Origin of the sequence: Microbacterium sp. UBA3486 (assembly GCF_002377845.1) — a bacterium.
Classification (GTDB): domain Bacteria; phylum Actinomycetota; class Actinomycetes; order Actinomycetales; family Microbacteriaceae; genus Microbacterium; species Microbacterium maritypicum_A.
In genome coordinates this window covers 41261-62377 of record NZ_DFQP01000070.1, presented here as the reverse complement: position 1 = coordinate 62377, position 21117 = coordinate 41261, and the positions used below count along the sequence as shown (strand labels likewise).

The 21117-nt window shown below is 68.3% G+C and carries 18 protein-coding genes; 7 read left to right on the top strand and 11 right to left on the bottom strand.

Annotated features, from left to right (window positions below; genetic code table 11):
* Positions 1 to 193: 193 nt before the first annotated feature.
* Both B2869_RS09955 and B2869_RS09950 read left to right on the top strand, forming a co-directional pair.
* Positions 194 to 496: a hypothetical protein gene (locus B2869_RS09955; protein WP_292765804.1), complete on the top strand. Its 303-nt coding sequence runs from the start codon at positions 194 to 196 to the stop codon at positions 494 to 496.
* Between the two features lie 55 nt (positions 497 to 551).
* Positions 552 to 989 (top strand): cupin domain-containing protein, encoded by a 438-nt coding sequence (locus B2869_RS09950; protein ID WP_292765801.1) that lies wholly within the window; start codon positions 552 to 554, stop codon positions 987 to 989.
* A gap of 23 nt (positions 990 to 1012) precedes the next feature.
* Here the strand turns inward: B2869_RS09950 and B2869_RS09945 are convergent, their stop codons facing one another.
* Positions 1013 to 2656 carry an MFS transporter gene (locus B2869_RS09945; RefSeq protein ID WP_292765796.1) on the bottom strand — a complete coding sequence of 548 codons (1644 nt, stop codon included), beginning with the start codon at positions 2654 to 2656 and terminating at the stop codon, positions 1013 to 1015.
* A gap of 72 nt (positions 2657 to 2728) precedes the next feature.
* On the opposite strand from B2869_RS09945, the gene B2869_RS09940 reads away from it, so the two are divergent.
* From B2869_RS09940 to B2869_RS09930, 3 genes are all read left to right on the top strand, one after another.
* A complete protein-coding gene (locus B2869_RS09940; RefSeq protein WP_017831028.1) occupies positions 2729 to 2902 on the top strand; it encodes a hypothetical protein in 174 nt (57 codons plus the stop codon).
* A 67-nt stretch (positions 2903 to 2969) separates the two neighbouring features.
* Entirely contained in the window at positions 2970 to 4259 is a 1290-nt protein-coding gene (gene nhaA, locus B2869_RS09935) for a Na+/H+ antiporter NhaA (RefSeq protein WP_292765792.1), read from the top strand.
* Positions 4260 to 4338: 79 nt separating this feature from the next.
* A complete protein-coding gene (locus B2869_RS09930) occupies positions 4339 to 6249 on the top strand; it encodes a heavy metal translocating P-type ATPase (protein WP_292765789.1) in 1911 nt (636 codons plus the stop codon).
* Positions 6250 to 6294: 45 nt separating this feature from the next.
* Here the strand turns inward: B2869_RS09930 and B2869_RS09925 are convergent, their stop codons facing one another.
* The 5 genes from B2869_RS09925 to B2869_RS09905 are packed head-to-tail and all read right to left on the bottom strand — an operon-like array spanning position 6295 to position 11793.
* Positions 6295 to 7434 carry a sensor histidine kinase gene (locus tag B2869_RS09925; RefSeq protein ID WP_292765786.1) on the bottom strand — a complete coding sequence of 380 codons (1140 nt, stop codon included), beginning with the start codon at positions 7432 to 7434 and terminating at the stop codon, positions 6295 to 6297.
* Positions 7431 to 8156, bottom strand: coding sequence for a response regulator transcription factor (locus B2869_RS09920; protein ID WP_292765783.1), 726 nt, complete (start codon positions 8154 to 8156; stop codon positions 7431 to 7433). The genes B2869_RS09925 and B2869_RS09920 overlap by 4 nt, the downstream gene beginning before the upstream one ends.
* 42 nt (positions 8157 to 8198) lie before the next feature.
* On the bottom strand, positions 8199 to 8969 hold the full coding sequence (locus tag B2869_RS09915; RefSeq protein ID WP_292765780.1) for an enoyl-CoA hydratase/isomerase family protein: 771 nt from the start codon (positions 8967 to 8969) through the stop codon (positions 8199 to 8201).
* Between the two features lie 11 nt (positions 8970 to 8980).
* Positions 8981 to 10315, bottom strand: a complete 1335-nt coding sequence (locus B2869_RS09910; RefSeq protein ID WP_292765777.1) for a hypothetical protein — start codon at positions 10313 to 10315, stop codon at positions 8981 to 8983.
* Positions 10300 to 11793, bottom strand: a complete 1494-nt coding sequence (locus tag B2869_RS09905; RefSeq protein WP_292765774.1) for an amino acid adenylation domain-containing protein — start codon at positions 11791 to 11793, stop codon at positions 10300 to 10302. Before B2869_RS09905 ends, B2869_RS09910 begins: the two co-directional genes overlap by 16 nt.
* A 259-nt stretch (positions 11794 to 12052) precedes the next feature.
* Here B2869_RS09905 and B2869_RS09900 point away from each other — a divergent pair, with 259 nt between their 5' ends.
* Both B2869_RS09900 and B2869_RS09895 read left to right on the top strand, forming a co-directional pair.
* Positions 12053 to 12547 carry a DUF1269 domain-containing protein gene (locus tag B2869_RS09900; RefSeq protein WP_021198012.1) on the top strand — a complete coding sequence of 165 codons (495 nt, stop codon included), beginning with the start codon at positions 12053 to 12055 and terminating at the stop codon, positions 12545 to 12547.
* Positions 12548 to 12670: 123 nt separating this feature from the next.
* On the top strand, positions 12671 to 15025 hold the full coding sequence (locus tag B2869_RS09895; protein ID WP_292765769.1) for an arylsulfatase: 2355 nt from the start codon (positions 12671 to 12673) through the stop codon (positions 15023 to 15025).
* Positions 15026 to 15088: 63 nt separating this feature from the next.
* Here the strand turns inward: B2869_RS09895 and B2869_RS09890 are convergent, their stop codons facing one another.
* The 5 genes from B2869_RS09890 to B2869_RS09870 all read right to left on the bottom strand — a co-directional run bounded on the left by B2869_RS09890 (position 15089) and on the right by B2869_RS09870 (position 21112).
* Positions 15089 to 17206: a heavy metal translocating P-type ATPase gene (locus B2869_RS09890; protein ID WP_292765766.1), complete on the bottom strand. Its 2118-nt coding sequence runs from the start codon at positions 17204 to 17206 to the stop codon at positions 15089 to 15091.
* A gap of 69 nt (positions 17207 to 17275) precedes the next feature.
* On the bottom strand, positions 17276 to 17536 hold the full coding sequence (locus tag B2869_RS09885) for a YHS domain-containing protein (protein ID WP_021198015.1): 261 nt from the start codon (positions 17534 to 17536) through the stop codon (positions 17276 to 17278).
* A 20-nt stretch (positions 17537 to 17556) separates the two neighbouring features.
* A complete protein-coding gene (locus tag B2869_RS09880) occupies positions 17557 to 19884 on the bottom strand; it encodes a heavy metal translocating P-type ATPase (RefSeq protein ID WP_292765763.1) in 2328 nt (775 codons plus the stop codon).
* 62 nt (positions 19885 to 19946) lie between these two features.
* Complete coding sequence (locus B2869_RS09875) at positions 19947 to 20903, bottom strand: heavy-metal-associated domain-containing protein (protein WP_292765761.1); 957 nt, start codon at positions 20901 to 20903, stop codon at positions 19947 to 19949.
* Positions 20903 to 21112 (bottom strand): heavy-metal-associated domain-containing protein, encoded by a 210-nt coding sequence (locus B2869_RS09870; protein ID WP_029258443.1) that lies wholly within the window; start codon positions 21110 to 21112, stop codon positions 20903 to 20905. Before B2869_RS09870 ends, B2869_RS09875 begins: the two co-directional genes overlap by 1 nt.
* Positions 21113 to 21117: the final 5 nt, after the last annotated feature.

Below are 21117 nucleotides of genomic sequence, written 5' to 3'. Positions count from 1 at the left end.
TGAGGTACGGGCGTACCGTCGAAACATGGCCCGCACCGCTTCCCCGCAACGCCCCACGAAAGTCGGGCGCCGGGTCGCGGCTGCTGTCGGCATCGTGGCATCGGCCGTCTCGATCGCCGCGTGCGCCGGATCAGACGATGCACGGCCCGACGTCTCGGCACCATCAGCACCACCGAGGGTCGAGGGAGACACCGTGACCACGGACACCTATCGTGACGGAGAGTACTCCGCACGCGGCTGGTATGGCTCGCTCCCGTCCCATCACGACGTGACTCTCACCATCGAGAACGGCATCGTCACAGACGTCGACATCACCACGCCGGCAGATCACGAGATATCGCTGGGGTATCAACAGCGGTTCGCTGATGCCCTCCCGAGAGAGGTGGTGGGCACGCCGCTCGACGACATCGTGGTCGACCGACTCGCGGGATCCAGCGGATGTTCGGAAGGGTTCATGAACGCGCTCGCCGACATGCGCGAGAATGCTCTCCGCTGACCCGACTCCCCGCCTCCTCTGCCCCCTTCTCCTTCACTGCGATGGGAACGCCACTGTGAACCTCGAACCGACCACACCGACCGCCAAGAACACTGCAGACCAGTTCGTGGGAGGCGTCTGGGTGGACCGAATCGCCGCACCGCACGATGGGGACCAACGGATGACCGTGGCCATCGTCAAGTTCGCACCCGGGGCGCGCTCCGCGTGGCACTCGCACGCCCGAGGTCAGTATCTTCGTGTCACCCAGGGCGTCGCCCGCTTCGGGACGCGCGACGGGCAGATCATCGACGTGCACCCCGGAGAGACGCTGTACACGCCGCCTGGACAGGATCACTGGCACGCCGCTGCGGGAGACTCTTTCATGGAGCACATCGCCATGCTCGAGAACGCGGACGACCCTGCGGAGAGCACGGAGTGGAAAGAGCACATCACCGACGACGACTACGCGGGGCGCTTCGACCGGCGGACCGGAGATCCTGCTTCGCGACAGTAGGGCGGGAGTGGCGACGCCCTCCGTCAGATTGCTCTTTCGTCGTCTTGCTGGCGGCCTTCTTCTTCCTCCGTCCGCCCGTCCTCGTTCTCCGGTCGGGTGCGCACCGTGGTCGATCCGAGGGACACGGTGGCGAGCAGGCCGAGGGCGAGGAACCCTGCCGCTGTCCAGGCGGCGTAGCGGGTCCCTTCGGAGAAGGCGGCCTTGGCATCATCGGCCACATCAGCGGTCGCGGCATTCGACTCCAGCCCGCTGATCGCCGCCCCTGCGCTGTCGACCACGGCCGACACGATCTGGTCGCGCTGGGCGGCGGGGACACCGCGCTCGTCGAGCGAAGACGCGAGGATCCCGGCGGTACTGGTGAAGAGAACAGTGCCAAGAACAGCGACGCCGAGGGCGGCGCCGATCTGCCGAGACGTGGACTGCGTGCCGGAGGCCGCCCCGCTGTCCGCGACCGGCACCTCGGCGAGCACGACCCCGGTTAGCTGCGCCGTGGCGAGGCCGACACCGAGTCCGTAGACGAAGAGGAACGGGATGAGCGGTCCCCAGGATGCATCAGGGCCGATGACGAAGCCGACTCCCGCGACACCGATGATCTCGGCGATGAGGCCGGCACGCACCACCCAGACCGGGGCGACCTTTCCGCTCGAGGCTCCGGCGACACCGCTGGCGAGGAACGATCCGCCCGCCAGTGCGAGCAGGAGCAGCCCTGTCTGCACGGCTTCGAAACCGAGAACGAACTGCAGCCAGAGCGGAAGCGCGAGGATGATGCCGAACTCCCCCAACGACACCACCGCTGCGGCGATGTTCCCGTTGCGGAACGAGGAGATCGAGAACAGCCGCAGCGCCAGCAGTGTCGACTTTCCCGCCCGTTCGCGGTGCCGTCCCCACAGGATGAATGCGATGACGGCGAGGACGGCGACAGCGAAGAACAGCGGGATCGGCGACAGCTCCCACGGCCAGGCCCAGTCTCCGAACTGCGGCCGCGTATCGACGAGCCACCAGCCGTAGGTCCGTCCCTCGATCAGGCCGAACACGAGGCTTCCCATCGCCGCTATCGACAGCAATGCTCCGATGATGTCGACGCGGGAGACGCGATCGCTGCGGGATTCCGCAACGGTCAGGAGCACGCCGATCACGATGATGATGCCGAGGGGGATGTTGATGCCGAAAGCCCAGCGCCACGAGTAGGCGGTCGTGAGCCACCCGCCGAGGAGCGGACCGACGGCCGCCATGCCACCGATCGTGGAACCCCATACGGCGAACGCGATTCCGCGCTCCCTGCCTCGGAAGGTCGCGTTGATGATCGAGAGGGTGGTGGGGAGGATCATCGCACCGCCGACGCCCTGCGCCAGTCGGGCCAGGATGAGCATGCCGCCGTCCGGCGACAGGGCGGCGAACACCGACGAGGCTCCGAAGACGACGACGCCGATGATCATCACCCGGCGTCGACCGAAACGGTCGGCGAGGCTGCCGAAGACGAGCAGCAGCGACGCGAAGACGAGCGTGTACGACTCCTGCACCCACTGGACCTCGGTCGAGGTGATGCCGAGGTCCTCCACGATCGCGGGGATCGCCACGTTGACGATCGTCGAATCGACGATGATCAGCGAGACCGCGATGCTGATGAAGACGAGCCCGAGCCAACGCAAGCGCACGTATCTTTCCATGATCGCTAGCCTAGTTAGCGAAATTCGATCGCGGTAGGCGGTATCCCAGCGGGACGACGATAGGCTCGATACGTGCCCCTCCTCTCGATCGCCGGTTCGACGCGTGCCCCGCACCGTCTCCGTTCGGCGACCCCGATGAGGGAATGGATGCGGGTCATCCTGCACCCGGGCACGAACGGGTGGACCAGTGTCTGGGGCACCCTCTCGCACGGCGAGATCGCCGGCTGCCCGCCGCCACGGAACTAGACCACGCCTCGAACGGGGCGCTGGTCTTCTGCGCCATTCACCCCTTCTCTCGCGTGAGGTCTTTTCCGTGTCCCCGAATTCTTCCCCTGCCCGTTTCTCCCTCGCCCCGCATGCACTGTGGAACGGCATCCGCTCCAACGCCCGCAACGACGTCCTCGGCGGGTCGCTCCTGCTCGCGGCGACGTTCGCCGCGCTCGTCCTCGCCAACAGTCCCGCCGCCCCCTGGTACGAGTCCGTGCGCGACTTCACGTTCGGGATCCCGGAACTGCATCTCGAACTCAGCGTCGGCGCCTGGGCGTCCGACGGCCTGCTGGCGATCTTCTTCTTCGTCGTCGGTCTCGAGCTGAAGGAGGAGTTCGTCGCCGGACGTCTGCGCGATCCACGTCGAGCCGCCCTGCCGATCGCGGCCGCGATCGGCGGCGTGGTGGTTCCCGCTCTCATCTTCGTCGTGATCAACGCCGCCGGCGGTTCGGATGCCCTGCGCGGCTGGGCGATCCCCACGGCCACCGACATCGCGTTCGCCGTGGCCGTGATCGCCGTGGTCGGCAAGTTCCTGCCTCCCGCCCTTCGGGTTTTCCTGCTCACGCTGGCGATCATCGACGACCTCATCGCGATCACCATCATCGCGACGTTCTACACCGACACCATCAGCTTTCCGTGGCTGATCCTGGCGCTGCTGCCGCTGGCGGGATTCGCCGCCCTGGTGGCGAAGGGGGTGCGGGCGTGGTGGATCCTGCTCCCCCTCGCCATCGCCGTCTGGGTGTGCATCCACGCATCCGGTGTGCACGCGACCGTCGCCGGTGTTCTTCTCGGCTTCGTCGTGCCCGTCACGGCGACGGAGCGCGCCCGCGTGCGGGTCGGCACGGACGATGCCGGCCGACCGGTCTACGACGGCATGGCCGCGCACTTCGCCGACCGTTGGAGCATCGTGGCCACGCTGTTCGCGGTCCCGGTCTTCGCCTTCTTCGCCGCCGGGGTCACCGTCGGCGGGTGGGCAGGCCTCACGTCGGCGTTCACCGACCCGATCACCATCGGAATCGTCGTCGGCCTCGTGATCGGGAAGCCGATCGGCATCCTCGCCACGACCTTTGTGCTGAGTCGCCTCCCTGCGCTGCGCCTGGACGAGTCGCTGCGCTGGCCAGATCTGACCGGAATGGCGTTCCTCGCCGGTATCGGGTTCACGGTGTCCCTCCTGGTGGGCGAACTCGCCTACGGATCGAGCTCGGTTGCAGACGAACACGTGAAGATCGGGGTGCTGGTCGGATCGTTCATCGCCGCCCTGCTCGGCGGGATCATCCTGGCGCGCAGTAATGCACGGGGACGTCGTGGGGCTCACGACGCCGGTCAGGTGCGCTGACGCACGGCGGTTGCTCGAAAGGCCGGCCGCCCCGCCGCCCGTCGGTGGCACTGCGCACCGATTCGCGGGAAGCTGGAGCATGAGGTTTCTCCGCTTGCTGTGGCGCTATCCGGCGATCACGACCACCGTCCTCGTGTTCGTCGGCGTGCTCATCCTGCACGCGGTCGACGCGGCCGTCATCGGGCGGTGGATCGCCACCGGTTACGTGGCCGCGTTCGTCGTCTGGACCCTCGTCGGCATGGTGCGGGATGTGCTTCGCGGCCACGTGGGTCTCGACATCCTCGCGGTGGTCGCGATGGTGGCGACGCTCGCCGTCGGTGAGTACATCGCATCCCTCATCATCGTGCTCATGCTGTCGGGCGGAGAGGCGCTCGAAGACTTCGCCGGCCGTCGCGCGAAGCGCGACCTGTCTGCGTTGCTGGATCGTTCTCCGCGCATCGCCCACGTGCTCGTGCACGCACAGGCCGCGGATTCGGACGAGGTGAGGGATCTCCCCGTCGACGAGGTCGCGATCGGCGATGTGCTCCTCGTGCGCCCGTCGGAGGTGGTGCCCGTCGACGGTGTGCTGCTCACCGAGACCGGAACCTTCGATGAGTCGTCGCTGACCGGCGAGAGCATGCCCGTGGCCCGCGAGTCCGGAGGGGAGGTGCTCTCCGGAGCGATCAACGGCAGTCGCGCTGTGCGGATCCAGGCCGTTCGCTCGAGCGCAGACAGCCAGTACCAGCAGATCGTCGCACTCGTGCACGCCGCGGAGGACTCCCACGCGCCGGTGGTGCGGCTCGCCGACCGCTTCGCGATCCCCTTCACCGCGGTGTCGCTCGTCCTGGCCGGCACAGCCTGGGCCATCTCGGGCGACGCGACGCGCTTCGCCGAGGTCCTCGTGCTCGCGACGCCCTGTCCTCTCCTGATCGCCGCCCCGGTCGCGTTCCTGGGAGGCCTCTCACGCGCGGCGAAGACAGGCGTGATCATGAAGGGCGGCGCCGTCATCGAACAGATCGCGCGCGTGCGATCGGCGGCCTTCGACAAGACGGGAACGCTCACGCAGGGCCGACCGGAACTCGTCGATGTCCGGCCGGCGAACGGCTTCGGCGCGGACGAGGTCCTGCAACTCGCCGCCTCGGCGGAGCAGTACTCGACGCACGTGCTCGCCGAGGGCATCCGTCGCGCCGCGGACGCGCGCGGACTCGCGCTGCGTGTCGCGACAGAGGCCAGGGAGGAGGCCACGAACGGTGTCGTCGCCGAGATCGATGGTCGAGCGGTCGTCGTCGGCAAGCCCGCCTACGTGGCCGCTCTCGCGCCCGACACCGTGCGGGCGACGCTGGAGCTGAGTCAGGCCGCAGCCTACGTGGCCGTCGACGGCCGTTTCGCCGGGGTGCTCGTACTCGCCGATCACCCGAGGCCCGAAGCGGCAGCCGTCGTCTCGTGGTTGCGGACGCACGAGGTGGATCGCGTGGTCATGCTCACGGGCGACGTCGGGCCGACGGCGGAATCAGTGGCTCATCAGGTGGGCATCTCGGAGATCCACGCCGAGCTGCTTCCACCCGAGAAGGTCGCTCTCGCCGGCGAACTCCAACCGCGGCCGATCATGATGGTCGGCGACGGCGTGAACGACGCCCCTGTGCTCGCCGCCGCCGACATCGGCGTCGCCATGGGTGCGAAGGGAGCGACCGCTGCCGGCGATGCCGCTGATGTCGTGATCCTCGTCGACTCGCTCGCGAAGCTCGTCGATGCGGTGTCGATCGGTCGCCACACTCTGCGGGTCGCCCTGACCGCGATCTGGATCGGGATCGGCTTGAGCGTCGGGCTCATGATCGTCGCGATGACCGGCCTCATCCCCGCGGTGGTCGGAGCACTCGTCCAGGAGCTCGTCGATCTCGCGACGATCCTGTACGCGCTGCGGGCGCTGAGCGGCCCCTCGACGGTGCTCGCCTCCGCGCCCGCCCGTCCGCAGGGGAAGACCGAGACACCGGCACCGCAGCGCAAGGAGTGAGGAGTCACGACCTGCGCGTACGACGACCGACCCGACGGAGGCGGATCATCCATGTGGACGGTTTCGCTGCGGCAGCGTGAGGGTGAACCGGCAGCCGGTCCCACTCGGCGAACGACCTTCCAGCGTTCCGCCGTTCGCCACCGCGAGTCCGCGCGCGATCGCCAGCCCCAGCCCGGCTCCGCTCGTCGCCAAGGGGGCCGTGCTCCGGGTGCGGGCGAGGTCGCCACGCCATCCGGCATCGAACGCCTGCTCGAGAGCCTCAGGGGTCATGCCGGAGCCGTGGTCCTCCACGCTGATCCTGACCGCGTCGGCATCGGCCTCCAGGAAGACCGTCGCCGCGGTCCCCTCAGGGGTGTGCTGCACCGCATTGGCGAGCAGGTTCATCAAGATGCGCTCGATGCTGAGAGGATCGGCGAAGGCCGTGACGCCGCCTGACTCGTGGACTTCCAGGTGCACCGTCGCGCCGAGATTCCGGGCTGTGCCCACGGCATCGCCGACCAGATCGGCGACATCGAGGGGCTCCGGGCTCAGCGGCACCCGATCGATCTCGATGAGCGAGAACGCGAAGAAGTCCTCGACCAGCGCCCCGAGACGACTGCTCTGCGCGCGAAGCCTCGTCGTGAACTCGACACGGTCCTCGATGATCCCGTCCTCGTGAGCGCGGATGATCGCGTCGATGGCGGCCAACGGTGTCCTCAGATCATGGGAGATCCCGGTGATGAGGTGCCGTCTCGCCTCCTCCTGCCGGAGATTCGTCTCCCGTGCCTCGTGGAGCGCGCGCGCAGCGTTGTGGAGCTCTCGATCGATCTGCCGATACTCCCAGTTCGACACCACCGTGTGGTCGTCGAGGGGACGACCCGATGCCAGTTGCCGGGTGTGCAGGCTTATCCGTCTGCTCTCCTCGACCAGCCGGTTTCCCAGGCGCCACGCCAGCAGCATCGTGCCCGAGCCGGCGAGGATCGTCGCTCCGAGGATGAGCGGCAGATCGTCCTCCTCGATCTGCATCCGCGAGGCCGCGAAGGCGAAGGATGCCGACATCCCCACGACCACCGTCATCACGACGATCATCATCTGACAGCGCATCGAGTACCTGCGGGTCAGCCGAAGCGCGACCGCCCCGAAGACTCCGGTCAGGATCACCGCCGCCACGACGACTCCGAGCGTTTCGAGGAGCATCGCGTTCATCTCGTCCCTTCGCTGTCGAGCAGATAGCCGTGCCCCCACACCGAGCGGATGACGACCGGCCGGGAGGCATCGGACTCGACCTTCAGGCGGAGGCGACGGATGTTGACGGCCACAGCCGAGGTGTCTCCGGCCTCCCATCCCCACGCTCCGCCGGCGATCTCCTCGCGCGAGTGCACCCGATCGGGGTGGCGGAGGAGGAAAGCGAACAGCTCGAACTCCCGGACGGTCAGCTCCAGGTCGACGCCATCGCTCTGGATCACCCGCATCGCCGGCGTCAAGCGGAACCGTCCGAGGGTGATCGGCGACTCGCCGGCGCCCTGGTGCGCGGTCCGCTGCAACAGCCGGATCACGCGGAGCACGATCTCGCGCGGTGCGACGGGCTTGACGACGTAGTCATCCGCGCCGGCTTCCAGGCCGTCGATGCGTTCATGCGGCTGCCCCATCGCCGTGAGCAGGAGGATCGGAGCGTTCGACGTGGTGCGCAGACGACGGCAGATCTCCACGCCGTCGACGCCGGGGATCATGCGGTCGAGGAGCACCACATCCGGAGGACTGAGCGTCGCGGCTTCCAACGCCGCGAAGCCGTCGGCGACCGCTTCGACGGAGAACCCGGCACGACGCAGATAGGCCACGAGGATGCTGCGCAGCTCCTCATCGTCCTCGACGACCAGCACCCGGCCGTTCGCGAGGTCGGCCAACTGCACTTCCACGGTTCTGAGCACCTTCCGAAGATACGTCGTCGTTGCCGACAGAGTCCTGCACTCTCAGCGGAACGACGGGGCACGCTTCGACAGGAACGCCGCCATGCCCTCCTGGCCATCCGCGTGTGCCAGAGCGTCCCGGAACAGTGTGCGCTCCGCCACCGCACGCAGCGGCGCGGGCAGCGCGAAAGCGGCCTTCACGGCGGCGAGCGCACTCCTCGACGCACGGCTGAACGCGAGCGCCTGGCCGCCCACCGCGGCGGCGAGCCCATCGGCGTCGGGAAGCACGGCGTCGATGAGACCCCACTCCTCCGCCGTCGCGGCCGCCACCCGCTCCGCCGTCAGGGCCATGCGTCGCGCCCGGCCGTCGCCGATCCGGGCGGCAACACGATACGTGCCGCCGAAGCACGGGATCAGGCCCAACCCGACCTCGGGCAGCGCGAAGAGCGAGTTCGCCGTGGCGTACACGAGGTCGCAGGCGGCCGCGAGTTCGCACCCACCTCCGAGCGCGTGACCGTCGACGGCGGCGATGACCGGCACGGGGCAGGCGGCGATGCTGTCCATGGCCGCCTGTCCAGCGCGGCTGATGCGCTCACCGGAGTCGGACGATGCGGCCGCCATCTCGGCGATGTCGGCCCCGGCCACGAACGCGCGTGTTCCGGTCGAACGCACGACCACGGCGCGGGGGCGATCCGCTGGCACCGTCTCGGCGAGCTCTGTGAACACATGCCGGATGGCATCGAGCTCATCGATGCCCATGGCGTTGAGCTGAGCGGGGCGGTCGAGGGTGACGGTGAGGGTGGTCCCCTCGGAGCTGATGAGCAGTGTGGACACGGTAAGGCCTTTCAGGAGTCCCAGATCGCCCCGTACGCGGGCACCCCGAGGGCTTCCAGCGCGGAGACGACCCGGCGGGTGGTCGATTGGTTGGAGATGCAGATCACCGCTTCGGCGTCGAACGACGTGAACTCTTCGAGCGCCAGTGCCACGAGGTCGGGGCGTCCCTGTTCGCTGGTGTTCCAGATCACGGCATCGGGGTGCGAGGCACGGATGGACTCGACGAGATCGTCGCCGTAGGTGGCTTCCGGTTCTCTGGTCGCCCACACGAGCTTCGAGGGCGTGGTGTCGGCGAAGAGGTGCGGCAGGCACGGGCCGATCCCGCTTCCGGTCGCGACCCACACGACGCGCTCGAAGAGCTTGTCCACGTTTCCCACGCCCGCCGTCGGAATCCCTCGTGTCCACACATGCGAGGGCGCGTCGTCGATGAGCCTCCCGGTCCAGTTCCCCGCCCGCGAGATGGTGAGCCGGAAGCCGGTCTCGTCGCGGGTGACGACATTCGCGAACGAGTGCCACTGGCCGAGCGGATGCCGCGCCAGGATGGTGGACGAACCGGCGAAGGGACGCACGCCGTGATCGAAGTCCGCGAGTGCGACGTGAGACGACGGCGTCGCGATGCGGACGGGCACTTTCCTCAGCCGCAGCCACGGTGCGACGACGCTGAGCACGATGACCAGCAACAGCCAGAACGACGGCGACGCGGCGAGGACTCGTCCGATCCCCACAGCGCCGGCGGAGTCGGCGGCATCGGCGGCGAGCGCCACGGTGAGTACGGCGAAGAGGGTGAGAGCGGACCATCCTCCGAAGCGATGGGTCATCTCGAACAGGTCATGGCGGCGTTGGCGGATCGGGGGCAGCGCCGGTACGAGGATTCCGACCAGGCACGCGACGAGGGCGACGGCCACGCTCTTCGAGAACACGGAGAGGGAATCGCTGAAGACGACGGTGGTGGCTCCCCCCAGGAACCAGCCCACGGCCGCGACCGCGGCTCCGACGTGGATCCCACCGAAGTGGTAGACCTTCGCGAGACGTCGACGGACCGCCAGCGGCGCCGATTTCGGCACGCTCGTCGCGAGCCGGAACAGGAGGTTGATCACGTACTGCTGGCGGATCAGCACCGCGGCCGTGAGGTTCACGCCGCTCATGGTGATGAGGAGGGTGGCGGCGTCGTCGGACGACATCGAGGCCGAGGTCGTGGCGATGATCCCGGCGACGACGGCGTTGAGCGCGAGAACCAGCACCACCAGCCTGTTATAGGGCATCAGTGCAGGACGGGTGAGAAGAAGCCGCCACCCGGTGAGCGCCGCGGGGCGCACGTGGGTCCCGGGAGTCACGCTGCTCGCCATGCGTGGCTCCTCAGCACCGTCTGGTCGACCTTGCCGCGCGTCGTCATCGGAAGACCCGGTACGAGATGGACGATCTCCGGCACGCAGTAGTACGGCAGTGCTTCACGCACATGGGCGAGCGCAGCCTCCACGTCGGCGTCCTCCGGAGTCACGAAAGCGAGCAGCGCCGTGCGGTCGTCGGTGGGGAGGACGGCCGCGTGCTGCACGGAGTCCTCCCGCTCGAGCAGTGCGCTCACGGCGTCGGGTTCGACTCTGAAGCCCCGGATCTTGACCTGGTCGTCCGTGCGTCCGAGGTGCTCGAGATCTCCGTCCGCATTCCATCGGGCGAGGTCGCGGGTGCGGAACATGAGACTGCCGTCGTCGGAGAACGGGTCGAGTCGGTAACGGTCGCGGGTCAGACGCGGGTTTCCCAGGTACCCGGCGGTGACCCCCGCTCCCCCGACCCACATCTCCCCGACCTCGCCGTCGGCGACCGGAGCGCCACCCTCATCCAGGATGTAGGCGGTCGTTCCCGGGATCGGCCGCCCGATCGGCGGATCCGCCTCATCGGGGGTGCACAGATGCATCGTGTTCACGATCGTGATCTCGGTCGGACCGCACGAGTTGTAGAAATCCGTCACGGCAGCCCAGCGGTTGGCGAGGGCACGAGGGCATCGTTCCCCCGCGACGGCGACAGCGGTGAACCGGCCCAGCCGTCGCGGGTCGTGCGGGGTGAGGATCGACGGGGTCGCGATCACGACGTCTGCGGCACGCAGAGCCTCGGCGAAGTCCCGTCCGCGGATGTGCAGCGTGGCACCGTGGGTGAGCGCGCCGAGGATCTCCCAGACCGCCATGTCGAAAGCGATGTTGAGGATCTGGGCGACCACGGTCCCGGGCTTCATGCCGAGCGCTCCGGGCCCTCCGAACAGGAAGTTCTCGAGGTTGCGGTGGGTCACCCGCACGCCGTTGGGCGTACCCGTCGTTCCGGACGTGAAGATGATCACGCATTCATCTCCGGCGCGTGGTGCGATCGTCTCCTGCGGAGAGGCATCCGCGTCCGCGGTGCGGGCGCGCTCGATCGGCACGACCAGGATGCCCGTCGCCGACGTCACGCGGTCCGCGAACCGCGCCTGGGTGAGCACGACACGCATGCCCGTCACGGCGACCACATGCGCCATATGGACCTCGGTGGCGATTCGCGGATCCACGGGCACATACGCCGCCCCGAGCCGCAGTGCGGCCACGATGGCGACCACCATCTCGAATCCGCGCTCCACGAAGATCCCGATCCGATCACCTCTCCGGACGCCTCTCCGTCGGAGATCCGCCGCCAGCATGCCGGACAGCTGATCGAGCTCTCCGTATGTCAGCTCCCGCCCTGCGTGCCGGGCCGCGACGGCCAGCGGTTGTTCGCACATCCACCGGCTGAGCATGTCGAGGATCGTGCGGCGGGCGGACGGGGCGGACGGGGATACGGCAGGAGGAGCAGGAGCGGACACGGGGAACACCTTTCGTTTCGGTGTGCCCAGTATTTTTCGACCGACCTCCCACGGCGGCGGGCAATCATTACAGAGCGTGATCAGTTCCCTGCGTATCCCCTGTCATCGTCGAAGGTCCCCCGGGTGAATTCGCGATGACGCCCGCGTTTCGCGGGTGCAGCACGGTTAGCCTGGCCTCGAGCGGGAGCCACCGCGGAGTGGCCTCCTGTCGTCAACGGCTGAGGGTGGTCGACTCAGCCCTGAACAAGGGAACTCACCCATGGCCGAACTGATCGTCATCTCCTTCGACTCCGAGCCCCAGGCGGAAGGCGCCTACGACGAGATCCTGTCGTTGCAGAACGACCTGGTCGTCGAGCTCGCGGGCCTCGCGCTCGTGAAGGTCGACGAGAAGGGCAAGACCAAGGTCGAGTATCCGGGCGCTGCCGGCAACGTCGGTGTCGGAGCCGCAGGCGGTGCACTCTTCGGCATGCTCATCGGCCTCCTGTTCTTCGTGCCGATCGCCGGACTGCTCTTCGGTGGACTCTTCGGCGCGCTGTTCGCCGGCCTCGACAAGACCGGGATCGATGCGGAGTTCCGCGACCGGGTGAAGAGCACGGTCTCCGCCGGCAAGTCCGCCGTCGTCGTATACGCGACGAAGATCACCGAGGACAAGTTCGCCGCCGCGCTCGCGCCGTTCCACGGCACGGTCGTCCAGACCTCCCTCTCCGCCGAGGACGAGAAGGAGCTCATCCACGACCTCGGCGGCGCCCAGTAGTCGATCCATGCGGACACCGAGCACGACGGCCGGCTCCGCCCGACCCGCCGCGCTCGGTGTCCAGCTCGCGATACACCCCCAGGTACTCGCGATACACCCCATGTATGAGAAGAAGGAACTTCCATGACCGCGGAACTGCCCGGATCGATCCTGCCGCTTCCTGACCGTGAGTATCAGGGGCCCGTCGTCTTCGACGCGAAGAAGTCGGAGGCCGACTTCCCTCCCCTCGTCGCCAAGCGCCCGCCCAAGAGCGCACCGAACGTCCTGGTGATCCTCCTCGACGATGTGGGCTTCGGCGCGTCGAGCGCATTCGGCGGCCCGATCCACACGCCCACGGCCGAACGCCTCGGGAACGCCGGGCTGAAGTACACCCGATTCCACACGACCGCGCTGTGCTCCCCCACCCGTGCCGCGCTGCTTTCCGGACGCAACCACCACGCCGTCGGCATGGGCCACATCACCGAGACCGCGACCCCTTCCCCCGGCTACCGTTCCACGCGTCCGAACTCTGCCGTCCCGCTGCCCGAGATCCTGCGCCAGAACGGCTACAACACCGCGCAGTTCGGAAAGTGCCACGAGGTGCCGGTGTGGGAGACAGGCCCCACGGGACCGTTCGACCACTGGCCTGCCTTCTCGGGCTTCGAGAGGTTCTACGGTTTCATCGGCGGTGAGACGAACCAGTGGACGCCGGCTCTCGTCGACGGAGTCACCGCGGTCGAGCCGCCGACAGACGAGGACTACCACCTGATGCCCGATCTGGCCGACAAGACCATCGACTACATCCGGCAGCAGAAGAGCCTGACGCCGGACAAGCCGTTCTTCATCTACTTCGCCCCGGGCGCGACGCACGCCCCGCATCACGTTCCGAAGGACTGGATCGCGAAGTACGAGGGGGCCTTCGACCACGGCTGGGACGCGCAGCGCGAGCAGACCTTCGCGAAGCAGATCAAACTCGGCGTGATCGCGCCGGACTCGAAGCTCACCGAACGCCCGGAGGGACTGCCAGCCTGGGACGACGTCCCGGACGAGCAGAAGCCGATCCTCGCGCACCAGATGGAGGTCTATGCGGCGTTCCTGGAGTACGCCGACTTCCACACCGGTCGCGTCATCGACGCGCTCGAGGAGCAGGACATCCTCGACGAGACCCTCGTCTACTACATCATCGGCGACAACGGGGCGAGCGCGGAGGGCGGCATCAACGGTGCCTACATGCTGACGACCGCCTCCAACGGCGGCGGTCAGTTCGAGACCGTCGAGTTCTGGAACGAGCATCTCGACAAGGTCGGCGGTCCAGAGGCGTACAACCACTACTCCGTGGCGTGGGCGCACGCGATGTGCACGCCCTACCAGTGGACCAAGCAGGTGGCATCGCACTACGGCGGAACGCGCAACGGCACCATCGTCCACTGGCCGAGCGCGATCGAGGGATCCGGCGAGGTCCGGCACCAGTGGCACCACGTGATCGACCTCGCCCCGACCGTCCTGGACGTCGCCGGCCTCGCCGAGCCGCACACGGTGAACGGGGTCACCCAGATTCCGATGCACGGAGTCTCGATGGCCTACAGCTTCAACGCCCCGGACGCCGATGAACGACACGTCACGCAGTATTTCGAGCTGATGGGCAACCGCGGCATCTACCACAAGGGCTGGACGGCGCAGACGAAGCACCGCACTCCGTGGGATGTCGTCTCGAAGGCTCCGGACTTCTCGGCCGACGTGTGGGAGCTGTACGACACCTCGGTCGACTGGACGCAGTCGGACAACCTGGCGTCCACACACCCGGAGAAGCTGGCAGAGATGCAGCAGATGTTCCTGATCGAGGCGGCTCGGCACAACGTGTTCCCGCTCGACGACCGCGCGGCCGAGCGCATGAATCCCGCGATCGCCGGCAGGCCCACGCTGGTCACCGGCGACCGACTGCGGCTGTACCCGGGGATGATCCGTCTGGGAGAGAACGTCGCCCTGAATGTGAAGAACCGTTCGTACTCGGTGACGGCCCAGCTCACGGTGCCCGAGGACGGCGCGGTCGAAGGTGCCATCGTCGCCCAGGGCGGACGCACCGGCGGGTGGTCGTTCTTCGCAGAAGACGGCAAGCTCGGGTATCACTACAACTACTGCGGGCTGGTCCGCACGACCGTGCTGTCCGACACGACCATCGGCGGTGGCGATCACCTCGTGCGTGCGGAGTTCGCCTACGACGGCGGGGGGATCGGCAAGGGCGGCGAGGTCACGCTGTTCATCGACGGTGCCGCGGTCGGCTCCGGACGCGTGGAGCACACGCACCCGCTGTACTTCTCCTTCGACGAGGGCCTGGACACCGGCGAGGACACCGGAATGCCCGCCTACGAGGGATACAAGGAGTGGGGCGGCAAGTTCACCGGCACGATCGATTGGGCAGAGGTCGCACTCGGCACCGACGATCACAACCACCTGGTCGACCCCGAGGAGCACTTGAACGCCGCGCTGCGGCATCAGTGAGTCGCGAGAACCGTGCGCAGAAAGACCCCGTCCGGCTGGACGGGGTCTTTCGGCGTATGGGAATCAGCGATCGAGGATGGCGCGGGTCGCGACGTCAGGCCGCAGATCGAGGCGCCGCAGCAGCTGCGCGTTGAGCGCGACGACGATGGTCGACAGCGACATCAGGATCGCCCCCACCGACATCGGCAGCACGAACCCGATCGGCGCGAGCACGCCGGCCGCGAGCGGCACCGAGAGCAGGTTGTACCCGGCGGCCCACCACAGATTCTGCTTCATCTTCCGATACGCGGCCCGCGAGAGTTCGATGACCGAGAGAACGGAGCGCGGGTCGTCGCTTGCGAGGATCACGCCGGCAGAGGCGATGGCGACGTCGGTGCCCGCCCCGATGGCGAGCCCCACGTCTGCCTGCGCCAGCGCGGGTGCGTCGTTGACGCCGTCGCCGACCATCGCCACCTTTCGGCCCTCACGCTGCAGCTCCTGCACCTTCGCGGCTTTGTCCTCGGGGCGCACCCCCGCGAAGAACCGGTCGATCCCCAGGTCGGCGGCGACTGTCTGCGCGACGGCCTCGGCATCACCCGTGATCATGACGACCTGCACACCGAGCGCATGCAGCGCGTCCACGGCTTCGCGGGATTCCGGACGTACCTCGTCGGCGAGCTTCAGCGCTCCGATCACTCGGCCGTCCTGGACGACGTGGAGGATGATCGCGCCGTCCTCCCGCCACTGCTCGGCGACGGCGAGCTCGTCCGCCTGCTCCTCCGTGAGCAGGTGCGGGCCGCCGACGCGCACGGTCGATCCCTCGACGGTAGCCGTGACCCCGACAGCAGGCGACGACGTGAAGTCGCGGCTCTGCGGCACCGACAGGCTCCTGTCGGTGGCGGCGCGGACGATCGCCTTCGCGAGCGGGTGCTCGCTGTCGGCTTCCGCAGCGGCGGCGAGCGCCAGCACGCGATCGGCGTCATGCTGGCCGGAGACCGACACCTCCGACACGACTGGCTCGCCCTTGGTGAGGGTTCCGGTCTTGTCGAACAGCACGGTGTCGACGGTTCGCATACTCTCCAGGGCGAGGCGGTCCTTCACGAGGACTCCGCCCCGGGCCGCGCGCTCGGTCGCGATCGACACGACGAGCGGGATCGCCAGACCCAGCGCGTGCGGGCAGGCGATCACGAGCACGGTGATCGTACGGATGACGGCCGCGTCGGGGAATCCGACGAGAGTCCAGACGATCGCGGTGATCGCCGCGGATCCCAGAGCGAACCAGAACAGCCACCCCGCTGCGGTATCCGCGAGGCGCTGAGCTCGCGAAGACGAGCTCTGCGCCTCGGTCACCAGGCGCTGGATGCCGGCGAGGGTGGTGTCGTCTCCGGTCGCGGTGATCTCCACCCGGAGCCCGGAGTCCGTGGCGACGGTGCCGGCGGTGACCTGGTCTCCCGCACCGCGTGTGACCGTGCGGGACTCCCCCGTCACCATCGACTCGTCCATCGACGCGCGTCCGTCGAGGATGCGCCCGTCGGCCGGAACGCTTCCGCCAGGGCGAACGACGACGATGTCACCGACGGCCAGGTCTGCGGGTGAGACGATCACGACCTGACCGTCCTCCACACGCTCGGCCTCGTCCGGCAGGAGGGCGGCGAGCGAGTCGAGTGCAGAGGTGGTCTGCGCGAGCGAGCGCATCTCGATCCAATGCCCGAGCAACATGATCACGATGAGGAGGGCCAGCTCCCACCAGAAGTCGAGCTCGTGGTGGAGGATGCCGAGACTCGCCCCCCACGATGCGAAGAAGGCCACGGTGATCGCCAGGCCGATGAGCAGCATCATGCCGGGCTTGCGCCCGCGGATCTCGCTGACGGCGCCCACGAGGAAGGGCTTGCCTCCCCACACGTACATCACGGTTCCCAGCACGGGCGAGACCCACATCAGTCCGGGGAGGTCGGGAAGGGGGTAGCCGAGGATCATCGCGAACATCCCCGACAACGCGACGGTGGGGACGGCAAGCGCGAGCATGATCCAGAACAGCCGCCGGAACTGGCCGACGTGGTCGGCGTGCCCGCCGTGCTCTCCGTGTCCCCCGTGGGCGTCGTGTCCCCCGTGGGCGTCGTGCCCCCCATGAATATGGTCGGAGTCGTTCGACTCCTGGGGCGGGGCGCCGGGTGCGGTGCTGTCGTGGTGCGGAATGCTCATTACCTCTCCTCCTCGGAAAGACGATTCCCGTGCGGGGCCGCGTGTGGCGGCCCCGCACGGGTGAAACGGTCAGGCTGCGGCGACGTACTTCGCCGGGTCGGCGTCGAACGCCGGCCCGCATCCTGCGCAGCAGAAGTAGTAGCGAGTGCCCTCGTAGTCACGGAACAGGCCGGCGGCCTCCGCATCCGCGACGACGACCGCGCTGCCGACCATCACCGGGCACTCTGCCATGGCGCCGGAGGGCGACGCCAGCAGATCCTTTCGACCTTCGGCGGAGACCGCACCGTTGCTGGTGACGCTGCAGCAGGATCCTGCGGGGGAATCGGACATGAGATGCTCCTCTTTCGGTTTCAGTGGGTTCCTGCGGGGACTGCCGGTGTCGCGCGTTCCCGCGCCGCACGGCTCCCTGCCGGAGAGGGGGCCGCCGTCTGGCTCCGGAAGGAACGCAGGCGGAGGCTGTTGCCGACCACGAAGACGCTGGAGAACGCCATCGCCGCGCCGGCGAGCATGGGGTTGAGCAAGCCGAGCGCTGCGAGCGGGATCGCCGCGACGTTGTAGGCGAAGGCCCAGAACAGGTTGCCCTTGATCGTGCCCAGAGTCCTGCGGGACAGGCGGATGGCGTCCGCGGCACTGCGCAGATCTCCGCGGACCAGTGTGATGTCGCTGGCCTCGATCGCCGCATCGGTCCCTGTGCCCATCGCGAGCCCCAGATCGGCCTGGGCGAGTGCGGCCGCGTCATTCACGCCGTCCCCGACCATCGCGACGACCTTGCCATCGCGCTGCAGCCGTGTGATCACATCGACCTTCTCCTTCGGGAGCACCTCGGCGATGACATCGGTGATGCCGACCTCTGCCGCGATCTGCTCCGCCACCGCCCGGTTGTCGCCGGTGAGGAGGACGGGCGTGAGGCCCAGACGCTTGAGCTGCGAGATGGCCTGCGCACTGGTCGGCTTCACCGTGTCGGCGACGACGAGCACGCCCCGCGCCTCGCCGTCCCACCCGACCGCGATGGCGGTCTTGCCCTGACTCTCGGCCTCCGCTTTCGCGGCAGCGAGCGCGGAGGGCAGGTGCAGCGACCACTCGGCCAACAGCGATTCCCGGCCCACGAGCACCGCGTGCCCCTCGATCACGCCCTGAACACCCTTGCCTTCGACGTTGACGAAGTCCTCGGGCACCGGGAGTGCGCCGATCTCCTGAGTCGCGGCTTTCGCCACTGCCTGCGCGATGGGGTGCTCCGACGCGTCTTCCACGGCGCCTGCCAGCCGCAGGAGCTCGCGTCGATCGACGCCCTCCGCGGTGTGCACGGCGGTGAGCGTCATCTTGCCGCTCGTCACGGTGCCCGTCTTGTCGAGCACGACCGTGTCGACCTTGCGGGTGGATTCGAGCACCTCGGGTCCTTTGATGAGGATGCCCATCTGCGCTCCGCGTCCCGTCCCCACCAGCAGAGCGGTCGGTGTGGCGAGACCCAGCGCGCAGGGGCAGGCGATGATGAGCACGGCGACGGCCGCCGTGAAGGCTGCGGAGGCAGGGAACCCGGCTCCCAGCCATGCCCCGAGGGTGGCGAGGGCGATCGCGATGACGATCGGCACGAAGATCCCGGAGACGCGGTCGGCGAGGCGCTGCACCTCGGCCTTCCCCGTCTGCGCGTCCTCGACCAGCTTCGCCATCTGCGCCAGCTGCGTGTCGGAGCCGACACGGGTCGCCCGGATGACCAGGCGGCCACCGGCGTTCACGGTCGCGCCGGTCACGGCGTCCCCTTCACCGACCTCGACCGGCACCGACTCGCCGGTCAGCATCGAGGCGTCGACGGCCGAGCTCCCCGAGACGATGACCCCGTCCGTGGCGATCTTCTCACCGGGGCGTACGACGAACTCATCGCCCGGCTGGAGGTCGGCCGTGGGAATCCGCTTCTCGATACCGTCGCGGATCACGGCGACGTCCTTGGCTCCGAGTTCGAGCAGCGCGCGCAGCGCGGCCCCGGCCTGGCGCTTGGAGCGCTTCTCGAAGTAGCGCCCGGCGAGGATGAACATCGTCACCCCCGCCCCCACCTCGAGGTAGATGTTCGCGGCGCCGTCACTCGGAGCCACGGTCAGCTCGAACGGGTGCGTCATCCCGGGGACTCCTGCAGTCCCGAAGAACAGGGCGTAGAGCGACCACAGCAATGCGGCGATGGTCCCCATCGAGATCAGGGTGTCCATGGTCGCTGCGCCGTGGCGCAGGTTCGTCCACGCCGCCTTGTGGAACGGCCACGCCGCCCACACGATGACGGGACCGGCGAGCGCGAGCGAGAGCCACTGCCAGTACATGAACTGGAGCGCCGGGATCATCGCCATCGCGATGACCGGGACCGTCAGGACGATCGAGGCGATGAGCCGGTGCTTGAGACTCGTGAGTTCGGCATCGGGGGCATCGCCCGCATCGTCCTGACGCGTCTCGGCTTCGGGCGCAGGAAGGGCCGCGGTATATCCGGTCTTCTCCACCTCCGCGATGAGCAGAGCAGGATCGAAGCCGGCCGGGGCGATCACCTTGGCCTTCTCCGTGGCATAGTTCACGGTCGCCGTGACGCCGTCGATCCGATTCAGCTTCTTCTCGATCCGCATCGCGCACGATGCGCAGGTCATGCCGCCGATCTCCAGCTCCACGCTGGCCGGTGCGGCCGCGGACTGCGTGTCCGTCATGATGATCTCCTCGATACTTGCGCTCCGCGTCCGAGGACGCGGAAAGAGTGGGGTGGTGCGGTTCAGTGCCCGCCGTGGTCGTCGCCCGTGTCGTTCGACGACAGGTCGGCGGGAACCGCATCGAGGACGAACGGCGCGGTGTGGACCTTCCCGTCGACCTGGAAGTCGAGGTAGAGCAGGTACCTGCCGGCGGTCGGAGCCTGCGCGGTGAAGACGACCTCGGGACCGGCGACCTCACCCGGTTCGGGCTCATCTCCGTGCGCGTGCACGTGCAGGTAGGCCAGGTCTCCGTCACGGAGTGCGACCAGATGCCCGAACGCACCCAAATAGGGCTCGAGCGTGGTGACGGGTACCCCGTCCCGAGCGATCTCGACCGTCAACTCGCTCCCGGCACCGGCGACGAGGTCACCACTGATCGACACGTCGAATCCATCGACGGTGGCGGTGGACCGCGTCTCGGCCGGAGGCTGCGGCGTGAAGGGCCCGCCCACATCGACGGTCCGTGAGAGCGTCACCCCGGGCCCGTCCGATGCGGTGAAGTCGGCGTACACACGGTACGTACCCGCAGCCTCCCAGGTCCATGGCAGCGACCAGGCCCCCGTCCCGACATCGAGCACGGGATGCACATGCCGATATCGGCTGCCGTCACTGCGCACCACGATCAGGTGAAGCTGCTTGCCATGGGCCGTCTCGTACGAGGTGACCGGCTCGCCCTCGGGCCCTCGCACCACGAAGGAGAGCTCCCCCGCGGTCCCGGTCTCCCCCGGGGCCGAGATCGCGCCGATGGTGTATCCGGATGCGGCGATCATCACTCCACTCACGTCTGTCCCCTGCTCTTTCCCGTTATCCGTGTTCTGCGTGGCGGGTTCCGCCGACTGCTCATCGTGGCCGGCTCCCCCGCGCTCCATCCAGGAGGCCACAGCGCTGTCGGGAACGACGGCGCCGGCCACCCCGAACGCGACCCCGAAGACCACCACGAGACCCGCGCCGTAGAGGCCGAGACGGCCTGCGGTGTTCATCAGGCGGGTACTGCCTGGTAACCCGCCTCGTCGACCGCCGCGAGGATCGCCGCGTCGTCGAGGGGCTCTGCGCTCGTCACGACGAGCCTGCCGGTCTGAGCGCTGATGTCGATTGCATCGACACCGGGAATCTGGCCGACTTCGCCGCGGATCGCGACCTCGCAGTGGCCGCAGCTCATTCCGCTCACCTGGTACTCGCTCGTGTTCATGAGGG